This is a genomic window from Pantoea sp. BJ2 (assembly GCF_040255075.1).
Classification (GTDB): Bacteria; Pseudomonadota; Gammaproteobacteria; order Enterobacterales; family Enterobacteriaceae; genus Pantoea; species Pantoea leporis.
The window spans coordinates 311,116-324,819 of sequence record NZ_CP158293.1 but is presented as its reverse complement, the minus strand read 5'-3'; the positions used below and the strand labels follow the sequence as shown (position 1 = coordinate 324,819).

General features: G+C 54.0%; 14 protein-coding genes. 5 read left to right on the top strand and 9 right to left on the bottom strand.

All coding sequences use genetic code 11. The features are described from left to right. The first annotated feature begins 216 nt into the window (after window positions 1–216). Window positions 217–1,377 (top strand): EAL domain-containing protein, encoded by a 1,161-nt coding sequence (locus AAF463_RS20990; RefSeq protein ID WP_225614485.1) that lies wholly within the window; start codon window positions 217–219, stop codon window positions 1,375–1,377. Window positions 1,378–1,429: 52 nt separating this feature from the next. Here the strand turns inward: AAF463_RS20990 and AAF463_RS20985 are convergent, their stop codons facing one another. The 9 genes from AAF463_RS20985 to AAF463_RS20945 all read right to left on the bottom strand — a co-directional run bounded on the left by AAF463_RS20985 (window position 1,430) and on the right by AAF463_RS20945 (window position 9,849). Next, window positions 1,430–1,855 (bottom strand): hypothetical protein, encoded by a 426-nt coding sequence (locus tag AAF463_RS20985; RefSeq protein WP_225608255.1) that lies wholly within the window; start codon window positions 1,853–1,855, stop codon window positions 1,430–1,432. A 330-nt stretch (window positions 1,856–2,185) separates the two neighbouring features. Next, complete coding sequence (locus AAF463_RS20980) at window positions 2,186–3,091, bottom strand: ABC transporter substrate-binding protein (protein ID WP_350262398.1); 906 nt, start codon at window positions 3,089–3,091, stop codon at window positions 2,186–2,188. Beyond that, a complete protein-coding gene (locus tag AAF463_RS20975) occupies window positions 3,091–3,885 on the bottom strand; it encodes an amino acid ABC transporter ATP-binding protein (protein WP_110868468.1) in 795 nt (264 codons plus the stop codon). Before AAF463_RS20975 ends, AAF463_RS20980 begins: the two co-directional genes overlap by 1 nt. Continuing rightward, complete coding sequence (locus AAF463_RS20970) at window positions 3,869–4,795, bottom strand: amino acid ABC transporter permease (RefSeq protein WP_110868467.1); 927 nt, start codon at window positions 4,793–4,795, stop codon at window positions 3,869–3,871. Before AAF463_RS20970 ends, AAF463_RS20975 begins: the two co-directional genes overlap by 17 nt. 9 nt (window positions 4,796–4,804) lie before the next feature. Beyond that, entirely contained in the window at window positions 4,805–5,317 is a 513-nt protein-coding gene (locus AAF463_RS20965; RefSeq protein WP_350262397.1) for a GNAT family N-acetyltransferase, read from the bottom strand. Window positions 5,318–5,326: 9 nt separating this feature from the next. Next, window positions 5,327–6,259, bottom strand: a complete 933-nt coding sequence (locus AAF463_RS20960) for an ABC transporter substrate-binding protein (RefSeq protein WP_101761401.1) — start codon at window positions 6,257–6,259, stop codon at window positions 5,327–5,329. An 18-nt stretch (window positions 6,260–6,277) separates the two neighbouring features. Further along, window positions 6,278–7,591 carry an LLM class flavin-dependent oxidoreductase gene (locus tag AAF463_RS20955; RefSeq protein WP_350262396.1) on the bottom strand — a complete coding sequence of 438 codons (1,314 nt, stop codon included), beginning with the start codon at window positions 7,589–7,591 and terminating at the stop codon, window positions 6,278–6,280. An 82-nt stretch (window positions 7,592–7,673) separates the two neighbouring features. Next, window positions 7,674–8,831, bottom strand: a complete 1,158-nt coding sequence (locus AAF463_RS20950) for an amidohydrolase (protein ID WP_350262395.1) — start codon at window positions 8,829–8,831, stop codon at window positions 7,674–7,676. Between the two features lie 22 nt (window positions 8,832–8,853). Beyond that, complete coding sequence (locus AAF463_RS20945) at window positions 8,854–9,849, bottom strand: MsnO8 family LLM class oxidoreductase (RefSeq protein WP_350262394.1); 996 nt, start codon at window positions 9,847–9,849, stop codon at window positions 8,854–8,856. A gap of 368 nt (window positions 9,850–10,217) precedes the next feature. On the opposite strand from AAF463_RS20945, the gene AAF463_RS20940 reads away from it, so the two are divergent. The 4 genes from AAF463_RS20940 (at window position 10,218) to AAF463_RS20925 (ending at window position 13,703) form a co-directional block, all read left to right on the top strand. After that, window positions 10,218–11,195 (top strand): TRAP transporter substrate-binding protein, encoded by a 978-nt coding sequence (locus tag AAF463_RS20940; protein WP_101761397.1) that lies wholly within the window; start codon window positions 10,218–10,220, stop codon window positions 11,193–11,195. Window positions 11,196–11,243: 48 nt separating this feature from the next. Next, window positions 11,244–11,750, top strand: coding sequence for a TRAP transporter small permease (locus AAF463_RS20935; RefSeq protein WP_110868462.1), 507 nt, complete (start codon window positions 11,244–11,246; stop codon window positions 11,748–11,750). Between the two features lie 12 nt (window positions 11,751–11,762). Continuing rightward, complete coding sequence (locus AAF463_RS20930; protein WP_101761395.1) at window positions 11,763–13,049, top strand: TRAP transporter large permease; 1,287 nt, start codon at window positions 11,763–11,765, stop codon at window positions 13,047–13,049. Window positions 13,050–13,523: 474 nt separating this feature from the next. Continuing rightward, window positions 13,524–13,703, top strand: coding sequence for a hypothetical protein (locus tag AAF463_RS20925; RefSeq protein ID WP_210080278.1), 180 nt, complete (start codon window positions 13,524–13,526; stop codon window positions 13,701–13,703). The last annotated feature ends 1 nt before the right edge of the window (window position 13,704 follow it).

The window sequence follows — 13,704 nt, the reverse complement described above, 5'->3', positions numbered from 1 at the left end:
AAATGAGAACCTCAGATGATTTCTTATTTTAGCTCCAGATATTCCATGCTAAAAGATTTACCCTTCATTTTGCAGGGTGATAACCCAGAAAAAAAATTGCGCTTAACTCTGCTCATTGCTGGATTTTCCAGCATCCTGGCGGGTTTTTATATGGTAGCGACGAATTTCATTAAGGGAGAAAATGGTGTTTCCGCCTTATATTGCCTGAGCACCGCGATGGGATTTTATATTGTCATTGCGGCATTCCGTGACAAGCTGAACAAACATCTCTACATCATCGTGCATGCTTTGTTACTGATCATAATGCTGTTGTTTCTGCTGGATAATGACCACAGAGTAGAAAAACACTCAGAGTACAATTATCTGGTGGCGTTAACCGTCGGCTCAGCATTGGTATTACGCCAGCAAACACCTTACTTAAGTAAAATATTCCCGTTAATCTGCCTGGTGGTTTATCTGTTTTTTATCTCGACCGGATTAACCTGGCAACATAGCGCGTTTCAGCTCAATATTCCGCATGAATCCGGCTTTTATATCGTCAATTGTGCAGTGCCAATGATCGCGCTGTTGTTGACGGCATTCACGCTGCGCGGCAACTACTCCGAAACCGATTTGATCAAACGCGAACTTTCACAAGCCATCGAAAAGAATCAGCTGGAGCTCTATTACCAGCCACAAGTCGACAGCAATAAAAAGCTGATTGGATTTGAAGCCCTGCTGCGCTGGAAGCATCCTGTTAAAGGCTTTATCTCACCCGAAGTGTTTATTCCAGTGGCCGAAAAAAGTGGCTTGATTATCGACATTGGCAAGTGGGTGATGGAACACACCTTACAGCAAATCGCCGAATGGGATCGCGGTCAGCACCTTAGTGATTTGGTGTTTTCTGTTAACATCAGTCCGCTGCAGTTAATACACCGCGATTTCACCCAGGATACCTTGTTATCGCTGTCACATTATAAAATCCGCCCCGAACGCCTCAAGTTTGAAATTACTGAAACCACCTTTGTCTACGACCAGAAGCGTATTGGCGACGTAATCAGCCATTTTAGCCAATTAGGTGTTAAATGGGCGATTGATGACTTTGGCGTCGGCTATTCATCGCTTAAATCGATCAGTGATTTTGCCATTGATGATATTAAGATTGATAAATCATTAATCATGCAGATTTTTAAAAATGAGTCATCGGCGATTGTGGTGCAGAAAACCATCGAGTTATCGCGTGAAATGGGTCTGAATGTGCTGGCTGAAGGCATCGAGAGTGAGGAGTATTTCACCTACCTGCGCGATAAAGGCTGTCATCTGTTTCAGGGCTACCATTTCGCCCGCCCGCTGCCGCCCGCAGATGCGCAGGTATGGATCAAAAAAGCCAAAATATAATCTGCTGTTTTGCCGGGTCGCCATTTATGGCGACCGGCACACGGCATCTTAACTAAAACAGCAGTTTCGCAAGTGAAAGACCCGCTCCTAAGGTTACAAATTGGGTAGTCACCATCCATTTGGTTTGTGTAATCATTGCTTTATATAAATCGACCTTTATCGCCGCAACATCCTCCCTGGTAGCGTAATTAGACTTGATCACCGCTACATCCGCTTTCACGGCAGCCACATCCTCTTTAGTCGCATAATTTGACTTGATTACCGCCACATCCGCTTTGACCGCTTCGACATCCTGTTTCGTGGCATAGTTTGACTTAATCACCGCTACGTCAGAAACCAATACGGTAACATTGTCTTCCAGACTTTTAACACGCTCTTGCATTCCTTTACCTCCGCTCGGTGGTTGTCCGCCTTGTTTGCATTTACGTTGACGGCACGCATAATTGATAACACTTTTATTTAACGGTTCAGCTAACATTATTTCACCCCAATCGTTTCCATTTTTGATTGGGTAATGCAGGTTGACGGTAGGCCATATAATCAAACTCCCTTTTGCAAGGGTAAACGTTAAGCACCGCACTCGCCCAAAACCCTGAACATCTTAACACCGGTTTTTTTCACAAACATTAGTGGTTTGAATAAGAAAATAAAAATAACTGTCAAAAAAACAAAGAAGATAATCAATCAACTGAGCAAGTAACAATCTACCGACAATTTAATGTGAGCCGACCTAAAACCCAATGAAATAAAAAAAAGCTCACAACTTTCACATCGTGAGCTTTCTCGCAAAATTAAGCAGAACAGAAAATTACTGGTAAACAATCCCCGGCGGATTTACCTGCGAGGTTTCCACCGCCTCTTCCTGTTCGCCCCAGCGTGCCAATACTTGTTTGTACTTGCCGCTGGCAATTGCGCCATTGATCGCCTGCTGCAGTGCCACATCCAATCCATTACCTTTTTTAGTGGTCACCGCTACCCAAGCGCGGAACGGGCCGTGACCGACGATTTTGGTCTGCCCGCGCGAAGCGACTTTCCATGCTGCCAATGATTGAGGGCCAAACGTTGCATCCGCACGTCCCGAAAGCAGCGCCAGCGTGGCCGCCGCATCATCGTTGAGATAGATCGGCTGCACCGGCGCTAAGCCCTGCGCGCGGTTCTTCTCATCCCAGCTGAGTAAAATCCGCTCCTGATTGGTGCCCGAACCCACAATGATGCGCTTACCCGCCACATCTTCGCGGCCCTTAATCGCGGTTATCGCGCTGTTGGTTTTCACCGCAAAGGCGTGATTATCCGCGCGATAAGTGGCGAAATCGAACTTCTTTTTGCGCTCTTCGGTGACGGCAATATTGAACATCGCCACGTCATACCGTCCAGCGGTAATACCCAGCGGCCAATCTTCCCAGGCGGCTGGCACCAGCTTCAGCTTTAAACCCAAACTGTCCGCCAGCAGACGCGCAATATCCGGATCGCTGCCGATTAGCGTTTTATTATCCGACGCCCATAAACCGATCGGCGGCGAGTTCATCGCCGTGGTGGCGACGGTCAAATAACCCGGATTCACAAAGTGAAAACCCGCCGGAATCTTCGCGATAGCCTGGGGATTCGCGGCTATATTGATCGGCGTTTCGTTGTTTTTGGCATCCAGCGTTTCTGCTGCGATGGCTGGCGCGCCTGACATCACTGTCAACAACGCCGCAATAATCACTCTTTCCATTAAAGTACCCGCGCCAGAAAACGTTTGGTGCGCTCGTGGCGCGGCTGATTCAGTACCTGATTACTGCTGCCCTGCTCAACAATGCGTCCATCGACCATAAACACCACGTTGTCCGCCACTTCACGCGCAAAACCGACTTCGTGCGTGACAATCACCAGCGTGGTGCCGGAACGCGCCAGCTTTTTGATCACATCCAGCACTTCACCCACCAACTCGGGATCGAGCGCTGACGTCGGTTCATCAAACAGCATCACGCGCGGATTGAGCATCAAGGCACGCGCAATCGCGATACGCTGCTGCTGGCCGCCCGACAAATGGCGCGGCCAGGCATCGGCTTTGTGACGCAGGCCAACCACATCCAGCAATTCACCCGCACGATCAATCGCTTCACGGCGTGACAGTTGACGATGCGCAATCGGCGCTTCAATTAGATTCTCCAGCACTGTCAGATGCGGGAACAGATTGAAGTTCTGGAACACGTAGCCAACGTTGATGCGCTGACGCAGAATTGCCTGCTCTTTCAGCTCATACAGCTTGTCGCCGCGACGCTGATAACCGATGTAATCACCATCGATCTGGATATAGCCTTCATCAACGCGCTCCAGATGGTTAATGGTGCGCAGCAGCGTCGATTTGCCCGAGCCAGACGGCCCGAGAATCACCGTCACCGATCCCGGTTCCAGCTCCAGTGACACATCATCCAGCGCTTTCAGTTTGCCGAACGACTTGCTCACGCCGGTAATGCTAATGGCGCCAGCGGTATGCAGATTGCGGTAATCAATGGCTTCGGACATGGGAAAGCTCCTCGGTTGCAGGTTTGGCGCTGCGGTTACGCCATTGACGCCAGCGCGACGGCTGCGGTTCACGGGTGACACTGCGCGCCAGCCAGCGCTCAACGCTGTGCTGCAGCAGTGACAAAACGGTGGTGATAATCAGATACCAGGCCGCGCCGACCATCAGCAGCGGAATCACCTGCTGCGTGCGGTTGTAGATCATCTGAATGGTGTAAAACAGTTCCGGCATCGCCAGCACGTAAACCATCGAGGTGCCTTTGGCGAGGCTAATGATTTCATTAAAAGTGGTAGGAATAATCGCGCGCAGCGCCTGGGGCAGAATGATGCGGAAGGTACGGCGCGTGGAGGATAATCCCAGCGCCGAAGCCGCTTCAAACTGGCCGTGATCGACACCCAAAAAGCCGCCGCGAATGATCTCAGCACTATAAGCGCTCTGCACCAGCGTCAAACCAATCACCGCCGCCGGGAACTGGCCGAGCACGTTGATGGTCTGGAAATGGCCCCACGACAGCGCGGTAAACGGAATGCCGAGCGACAACGTGTCGTACAGATAGGAGAAGTTGTAGAGGATGATCAGCACCACGATCAGCGGCAGCGAGCGGAACAGCCAGATATAGCCAAACGCCAGCGTACTCAGCAGCCAGGATGACGAGAGACGCGCCAGCGCCAGCAAACCGCCAAAAATCAGGCTGAGTATGGTGCCAAACAGCGTCAGCAGCAGCGTTTGCCCCAAACCGCTGAGGATAACCGGATCAAAAAACCATTTGGCGAACACGCCCCATTCCCAGCGCGGATTGAACGCAACCGAATCAATCACGCTGGCCAGAATAAACAACGCGACAATCGCGCCGACGGTACGTGCCGGATATCGCGCCGGCACCACGGTTAAACGTTGTGGTTCATTACGCATTACAACTCCTTAGCTGGCCTGCGCCACGCTATGTACATCAATCACTTTCAGGAACCGCAAGCGTCCATCGTGTGGCGGCTGGCTGTAGACTTCCATATCCTCCACCAGCGCAAACTGCGGCTGATAACCGTGGCCGATATACAACTTCACCGCTTCTGGCTGGCGGAAACCGGTGGTGAGAAACACGCGCTGATAGCCCGCACGCAGCGCACGGCGCTCCAGTTCCTGCAGGATCAGCAGCGCCAAGCCCTGACGACGCAGATCGCTGCGCGTCCAGATGCGTTTAAACTCAGCGGTCACCTCGTCGTAGGGTTTATACGCGCCCATCGCGATGATCTCGCCGTCACGCTCCAGCACGATAAACAGCCCGCGCGGCGGCAAATACCATTCGGTCAGCTCCACTTCTTTTTGGCTGGTGAAGAACGCGCCGTAGCGCGCGGTATATTCACCAAACAGTCCGGTCAAAATCGGTTGCAGCTCAGGCGCTTCCGGTGATACTTCGCGGAACAGTTGCTCGCTCATGCGGCCTCCTTAATCGCCCAATCCGGCCGGATTGATCTCTGAACTGTCGATACGCTCAACGCCCTCACCCCAGCGCTTCAGCACCTTGTCGTAATCACCGTTCTTGATCACGCCATTCAGCGCGGTGTTGATCGGCTGCACTAAACCGCCATCTTTCTTCACCGTCACCGCGATGTGCGCCGCTTTCGGCCAGCCGCCATCGACGCTGCCAACCAAACGCGTCTGCTTAGTCAGCGCCGCTTTCCAGGCGCCAATCACGTTCGGACCAAAGTAGGCATCGGCGCGACCTGACTGCAGCGCCAGCGTTTGGGCCGCATCGTCTTTGGTATACACCGGCGTAAACGGCTTCAACCCTTTGGCCTGATTCTCTTTATCCCAGGCCAGCAGGATCGATTCCTGATTGGTGCCAGAGCCGACGATAATACGCAGTCCGGCAATATCTTCGGCTTTGGTCAGCGACTTAATTGGACTGCTGGATTTGACGTAAAAACCGAGTGAATCTTTGCGATAGGTGGCGAAATCGAAGCGTTCTTTGCGCTCTTTAGTGACGGTCACGTTACTGATCGCCGCATCGTATTTGCCCGATGCCACGCCCAGCGGCCAGTCTTCCCATGACGTTGGCACCACGTTGAGTTTCAGACCCAGGCTGTCGGCGACTAAGCGGGCGATATCCACTTCGCTGCCGAGCAGGGTTTTGTTGTCATCACTGAATACAGTTAATGGCGGCGAATTCAGCGCGGCGACCGCTACGGTGAACGACCCCGGCACGGCAAAGCGATGTCCAGCCGGGATCTGCGCCACTGCGGCGTCATTTTTCGCGGTATTGATCGGCGTTTTGTTGGCTTCAACACTGATGTTCTGACCGTTAACCGCCACATCTTCGGCGAATACGGCGCTGCTCATGCCCAGCAACAACAGCGCAATAAGAGATTTTTTCTGCATAGCGTTTATTCTCGAGTTTTATTTTTGTGTGTATTGGTTAACCGGATCTTTCAGACCAAAGCTGGCGCGCAGCGTGGTTCCGGGGTATTCGCTGCGGGTTAAACCGCGCGCTTGCAGAACCGGTACCACGCGATCGACAAAGCGTTCGAAGGTATCTGGCGTGCCGCCCTGAATGATGAAGCCATCGGTCGCTTCGCTCTCAAACCACAGCTGCAAACCGTCGGCCACCTGCTCTGGCGTGCCGTGGAACAGCGGACGCGGCGTCGCGGCTTCCAGCGCCGCCTGGCGCAGCGTGTGGCCATGCTCGCGCGCCTTACGTTTGATTTCGTCGGTGGTGCTGCGGAAGCTGTTTTGCCCGATATCGCCGAGTTCCGGGAACGGCTCATCCAGCGGATATTGTGAGAAGTCGTGATGATCGAAGAAGCGACCGAGATAGTTGAGCGCATCTTTGATGGAAACCAGCGCGGCGGTGGTTTGATACTGCTGCTCCACATCTTCCGCACTGTCGCCAACAATCACACCGACGCCCTGGAAAATGTGCAGATCGCCCGGTTCGCGGCCATTCGCAACCAGCTGTTTTTTCACATCGCGGTAGAACGCCTGCGCCTCTTCGCGCGTCGGCTGATGGGTAAAGATGGCGTCGGCGTGTTTAGCGGCCAGCTTGCGGCCATCTTCCGATGCGCCCGCCTGAAACACCACCGGACGTCCTTGCGGCGTGCGTTCGATATTCAGCGGCCCTTGCACCTGGAAGAAATCGCCGTGGTGATTCAGCGTGTGCAGCTTCTCAGGATCAAAGAACTGGCCGCTCTCTTTATTACGCACGAAAGCGTCGCCTTCCCACGAATCCCACAGCCCTTTCACGACTTGCAGATACTCATCAGCGATGCGGTAGCGCAGCGCGTGTTCCGGATGCTGCTGGCGCGAGAAGTTCTTCGCCGAACCTTCCAGCGGCGAGGTCACCACGTTCCAGCCCGCACGACCGCCGCTCAGATGATCGAGGCTGGAAAACTGCCGCGCCACGGTGAACGGCTCGCTGTATGAGGTGGAAACCGTGCCGACCAAACCAAGATGCTCGGTAACGCCCGCCAGCGCCGACAGCAAGGTCAGCGGCTCGAAGCGATTGAGGAAGTGGGGAATCGATTTTTCATTAATAAACAGGCCATCGGCAACAAACAGGAAATCCAGCTTGCCCGCTTCCGCCTTGCGCGCAATATGTTTGGCGTAATCAAAATTGATGCTGGCATCGGCCAGCGCCGCCGGATGACGCCACGCGGACATATTGCCGGACGCGCCATGCAGAATGGTGCCCAATCGCAGTTGTCTTGCAGTCATAATGTTCTCTCTTTTGCCAAGGCGCAGCCTGACGGCGACATGCCTGTCGCCGTACAGAACCGGAATTAAAGGGTGAATCGCGTTAGTTCAGAATGGCGTCACGACATCGCGCGTTGAGGTGCTGCAACGCTTGCTGAGCCAGTTGCGTAAAGTAGTGTGCAGCGGGGGCAATCAGCGCTTCATCAGGATTGAAGCCGCCATGATGCAGACCAAATTCGCTCGCGCTGCCAATGCTGACAAACGCGCCGGGGATCTGCTGTAAGTAGTAGGCAAAATCTTCGCCGCCGAGATGTAACTCAGCGGTCTGCACGCGGTAGCCCGCCTGCTGCGCCACGTTGCTGGCAAACTGCGCCCAGCGCGCATCGTTCTCCAGCACCGGCGGACCCGGATGCCAGCTAAAGGTGGCGCTGGCACCGTTGGCGGCGCCGATATTCTCCACCAGCGTACGGGCGCGCTGCTCCAGCTCCGCGCGCACCTGTTTGTCATGGGTGCGCACCGTGCCGCCAAATTCGGCCTCGCCGGGCAGTACGTTCCAGGTTTTGCCGGCGTCGATACGCGTCACGCTGAGCACTAAGCTGTCCAGCGTATTGAAACTGCGGCTGGTGAGCGATTGCAGCGCCTGAATAATCTGGCTGGCGACCACAATGCTGTCCACGCCCTCTTCCGGATGCGCGGCATGCGCGCCTTTGCCGGAAACGCGCACGATAAATTTATCCGCATTGGCGTAAAACGCGCCGCCACGGGTGGCGAAGGTACCGGTCGGCAAACCGGGTTCATTGTGCATGCCGAAAATCGCCTGCACACCGTCCAGCACGCCCGCATTGATCAACTGGCGTGCGCCGGTGGCGTTCTCTTCCGCCGGTTGGAACAGAATACGGATGCGGCCCGGCAAGTGATCTTCAACGGCTTTCAGCTGCAAGGCCGCGCCCAGCATCACCGCGCTGTGAACATCGTGGCCGCAGGCGTGCATTACGCCGCTGTTGCGCGAGCGGTAAGTGAGTCCGGTGGCTTCGTGAATCGGTAGCGCATCGATATCGGCGCGCAGCGCAATCAACGTGTCGCCGTGCCCCACTTCCACGATTACGCCGGTTTCCAGCGGATAATCCAGCAGACGCAAACCGGCGTCCTGTAACCAGCGGCGCAGGCGCGCAGTGGTTTCGACTTCGCGGCCGGATAACTCCGGCCAGCTGTGCAGCTCACGTCGCCAGTCAATCAGCTGATGTTCGCTAAATTGCGTCATACCTGCCTCCGGAAGCAGCGAATCATGCGGTGACTAAACGGTGAGTGGCCAACAGTTCGAGTGATTTCACGCGCGCCTGCTCTTCAGCCACCGGCGTATCAATCACGAACTCTTCAATGCCGAAATTCTGATGCAGCGCATCCAGCTTGGCATGCACCTGCGCGGCGGTGCCTTTCAGCAGCGATGGCGTGCGCGGTTCAATCACGTAATCGGTATAACCGCCCTGACGCACGTAGCGCTCGGCCTGCTCGACGCTGCCGACGTTAACGCTGGGGCCATCTTTCACGCTGACGTGATAAACACGTAAGTTATCCACCAGCAGATCGGCTTCCGCCGGAGAATCCGCCACCACCACTTGCACCGCCACCAGCGCGCGCTGGCCGTTGCTGTGCTGGCGATAGCTGTTAAGGACTTTCTCCATCAGTTGCGGATCGCCGTTGTGGTGCGCGGCAAACACCAGCTGCCAGCCGAGTTCCGCCGCCAGTTTGGCGCTCTCTTCGCTGGCACCCAGCAGGAAGCGATTGGCCGGACGCGGCGGCTGCGGCGTAGCGCGCAGAATCTCTTCATCGCCCACCGGCGGCACTTGCAGCCAGCTATCCAGCAGCATCAATTGCTCGGCGAAGCTGCCTTTCTCCTGCAGATGCACACCGAACTGCAGCGCACGCGTCGAGAGCGGCAAGCCGCCCGGCGCTTTGCCGACACCGACATCGATACGGCCCGGCGCTAATGACGCCAGCAGGTTGAAGTTTTCCGCCACTTTGTACGGGCTGTAGTGTTGCAGCATTACACCGCCGGAGCCGACGCGAATATGTTGCGTCTGGCCGATGATCCAGGCGATCAGCAGTTCCGGCGACGGACTCGCCAGACGATCGGTATTGTGGTGTTCCGCTAACCAGAAACGGTGATAGCCCCAGACTTCCGCCTGCTGCGCCAGCTGTAACGTGCGGTGTAGCGCGTGGCTGGCTGTCTCTCCGTCGGCAATCGGCGATTTATCCAGCAAACTCAGTCGGTATGACATGCGCCTTATCCTTTTCGTCATGAATATGGCGAGTAGTTTGTGGTGGAGAAGGCGGATTCGTAAAACATGATATTGTCGTATCTATATTTACTTTATGCATATCAGGGAGATAGATTGGACCAAGTGGTTTAAACTCCTTTGAAAACACATAATTATCCCCACAGGATACGGATTGTTGTGGTGATGTTTTGAAAATGTGACACTCAATATAAAATTATTAAAACATCGTTTCAAAATGTGACGTAATTCATCCAATCGCCATTCCCTTATTTTTCCAGCCACTATTTTCTCTATGCTGACACCACGCGGCATCCTTCGACAAATTAATGCGCCGCACCTTCCTGCCTCCCCTTAGCTGGAGAAAAAGCATGACGTTTAAAAAATTACTTCTGGTCGTTTCGTTATCCTCTGCGGCAGCGTTTTGCCCGGCAGTGTCTTCTGCCAAGGTCATTAAAGTGGCCGAAGTTCAACCGGCGGGTTATCCCACCGTGGTGGCGCTTGAACACATGGGCGAGAAGCTAAAAAAAGCCACTGATGGCCGATTAGAAATGAAGGTTTACGCCGGTGGCGTACTCGGCGATGAAGACCAGACGCTGCAGCAGGTGCAACTGGGCGCCATTGACATGATCCGTGTTTCGCTGGCACCGGTCACCACCATCGCGCCAGAAACCAGCGTATTAACCTTGCCGTATGTTTTTCGCGATGAGGATCATATGCACAAGGTGCTTGATGGTGATATCGGGAAAAATATCGTCGAGAAATTCGATAACGATCCTAACGCCCGCATGATATTCCTCGGCTGGACCGACGCCGGTGTGCGCAACATGATCACTAAAAAGCCAATCGCCAAACCCGACGATCTTAAAGGTATGAAAATCCGCGTGCAAAACAGTGCGATTTCGTTGGCGACCTTAAAAGCCATGGGCGCAAACCCGGTGGCAATGGGCGTGAGCGAAGTGTTTAGCGCCATGCAAACCGGCGTGGTGGATGGCACTGAAAACAACCCGCCAACCTTTGTTGCCCACAACTATATGCCCGTCGCTAAGTACTACACCCTCACCGGTCACTTCATTCAGCCTGAAATGATTCTCTACTCTAAACCGTTGTGGAATCGCCTCTCGGCTGACGACCAGGCGTTGCTGAAGAAATTAGGCAAAGAGGCACAGGAGGAAGAGCGTCAGCTCTGGGCAACTTACACTCAACAATCCATTGAGAAGATGAAAGCTGGTGGCGTGACCTTTCAGGAAACCGATCGTGAAACCTTCATGAAAGCCACCCAGCCAGTGCGCGATCAATTTGGCGGGAAATATCAGGATTTGATGAAACAAATTGCTGATGTGAAGTAATCCTCCCCACGCCACGTGCCTACGTGGCGTTTTAATCAGGTAAACATTATGACTGCATACTCTCGTCTGATGGATGGGCTTTATTTGCTGTGCATGGCGATCGCCGCCGTTGCCTTGTTGATTATGGTGACGGTGATTCCCATCGGGATTTTCACCCGCTATGTGCTGAACGACGCGTTATCCTGGCCAGAACCGGTCGCCATCATTTGCATGATCATCTTTACCTTTATTGGTGCGCCAGTCGGGTTCCGCGCCGGTACGCATATTTGCGTCTCGATGATGACCGACCGGCTCTCGCCGGTGAATCAGCGCTGGCTGCTCAAGTTGTCTGACGCGCTGATGATCATCACCTGTCTGGTGATTTTCCGCGCCAGTTACAACCTGTGTGAAGCGATGTGGGTGCAAACGCTGGCCTCATTACCGGTGGTGACCTATGGCGAAATGTATCTGCCGATCCCAATCGGCGCGATTTTCACCCTGCTGTTTGTCATTGAAAGATTGGTTAATGGCGATCAAAGCCAACGCGCCATCGTGACTCTTGGCGGCACCCACTAAGCGGAGAAGAAAATGGACGCACTGATTTTGATAGGCAGTTTGGTGGTATTACTGCTGGTGGGTTTCCCGGTGGCATTTGCCGTTGGATTGAGCGCGTTTATCGGGGCATGGTGGATCGATTTACCACTGGAAGCGGTGGTGATTCAGATTACCAACGGCATTAATAAGTTTTCACTGTTAACCATTCCGTTCTTCATTTTGGCTGGTGCGATTATGGCGGAAGGCGGCATTGCCCGACGGCTGGTCAACTTTGCCTATATTTTCGTTGGTTTTATTCGCGGCGGTTTGTCGCTGGTGAATATTGTCGCCTCAACCTTCTTTGGCGCGATTTCGGGTTCTTCGGTGGCGGATACCGCCTCGATAGGTTCCGTGATGATTCCGCAGATGGAGGAGAAAGGCTATCCGCGTGACTTCGCTGCGGCGGTAACGGCCAGCGGCTCGGTACAAGCGGTGTTAACCCCGCCCAGCCACAACTCGGTGATTTATTCGCTCGCCACCGGCGGTGTTGTCACCATCTCATCGCTGTTTGTCGCCGGCATCATTCCTGGCCTGTTACTGGGTTTTTGCTTAATGGTGATGTGCCTGGGATTTGCGCGTAAACGCGGCTATCCCAAAGGCGAGCGCATCCCTTACAAGCAGGCGTTGAAAATCTTCTTCGATGCGTTTTGGGGATTGTTCACCATTTTCATCATTCTCGGCGGAATTCTGTCCGGCGTTTTCACCGCCTCGGAATCGGCAGCCATTGCCTGCATCTGGGCGTTCTTTGTCACCATGTTTATTTATCGTGATTTCAAATGGACGCAATTGCATATTCTGGTGTTTCGTACCATCAAAACGGTAACCATTGTGATGGTGTTGATCGCCTTCGCCGCCGGTTTTGGTGCGGTAATGACCTTTATGCAATTACCCACCATTATTACCGAAGCCTTTACCCAATTTTCCAGTAACAAGTATGTGATTTTGATGTGCATTAATCTGCTGCTACTGGTGGTGGGGACGCTAATGGATATGGCACCGCTGATCCTGATTCTGACGCCGGTACTATTACCGGTAGCCACCGCACTCGGCGTCGATCCGGTGCATTTCGGCATGATAATGCTAACCAACTTAGGCATCGGATTAATTACGCCACCGGTCGGCACGGTATTATTTGTCGCCAGCGCAGTGAGTAAGCAAAAGATTGAGCAAGTGGTCACCGCCATGCTGCCTTTCTATGGCGTGTTGTTTATTGTGCTGATGTTGATTACCTATATTCCGGCGTTATCGCTATGGCTACCGCGTTTAATGGGCGTGATGTAACAACCGGTCAAATCATTGTGCTTTAAATCTGCTGCGGGCTCTGACACATCTACTGCGTCACGGGCCGTCCTCGCACCGCTAGCGCGGTACCTTCGGCTTTCACGTCGTGCCGACGGATCATTCGGGGATCGGCCGTCCTGGCCGGCCCCGAACTGCCTCACGCATCCCTGCGTGAGGCTCCTGGCCCAACGTAAAAGCCTCAGCGCTGCGGATAGCCCTTTTGCCGCAGCAGACGCGTCAGCGCCTCTGGCAAATGTGCCCTTTTCAACAACACGCACTGAAGGTTTGGAGCAGGCCGGGGCCGCTTTTGGGCCGGCAATCCGCAGCGCTGAACGAAGCGAGGAAGCCAGGAGAGCCCGCAGGACGCGGGCGAAAGGCGGAGCCGGGACAGGACGTCCCGTCTCCGCCGGTCCGTCAGGCAGACGAGCGAAGTGAAGGTACCGCGTAAGCGGCGCGAGGACCGCCGGACCAAAAGTGGCACCGGTCAGCGCCATCGCCAATGGCTTAGCTAATAAGCATTACGCCATTTATGGCGCCCCATCGTATGAACAGAACGCCTATTTATTTTTTTTAGCAAAGCTTAGTGCAATTCCTTGGTTCAACTCCCGTGTGCGGCATTCAATGATGAAAACCGCCCGTCGGGCTATTGATTAAA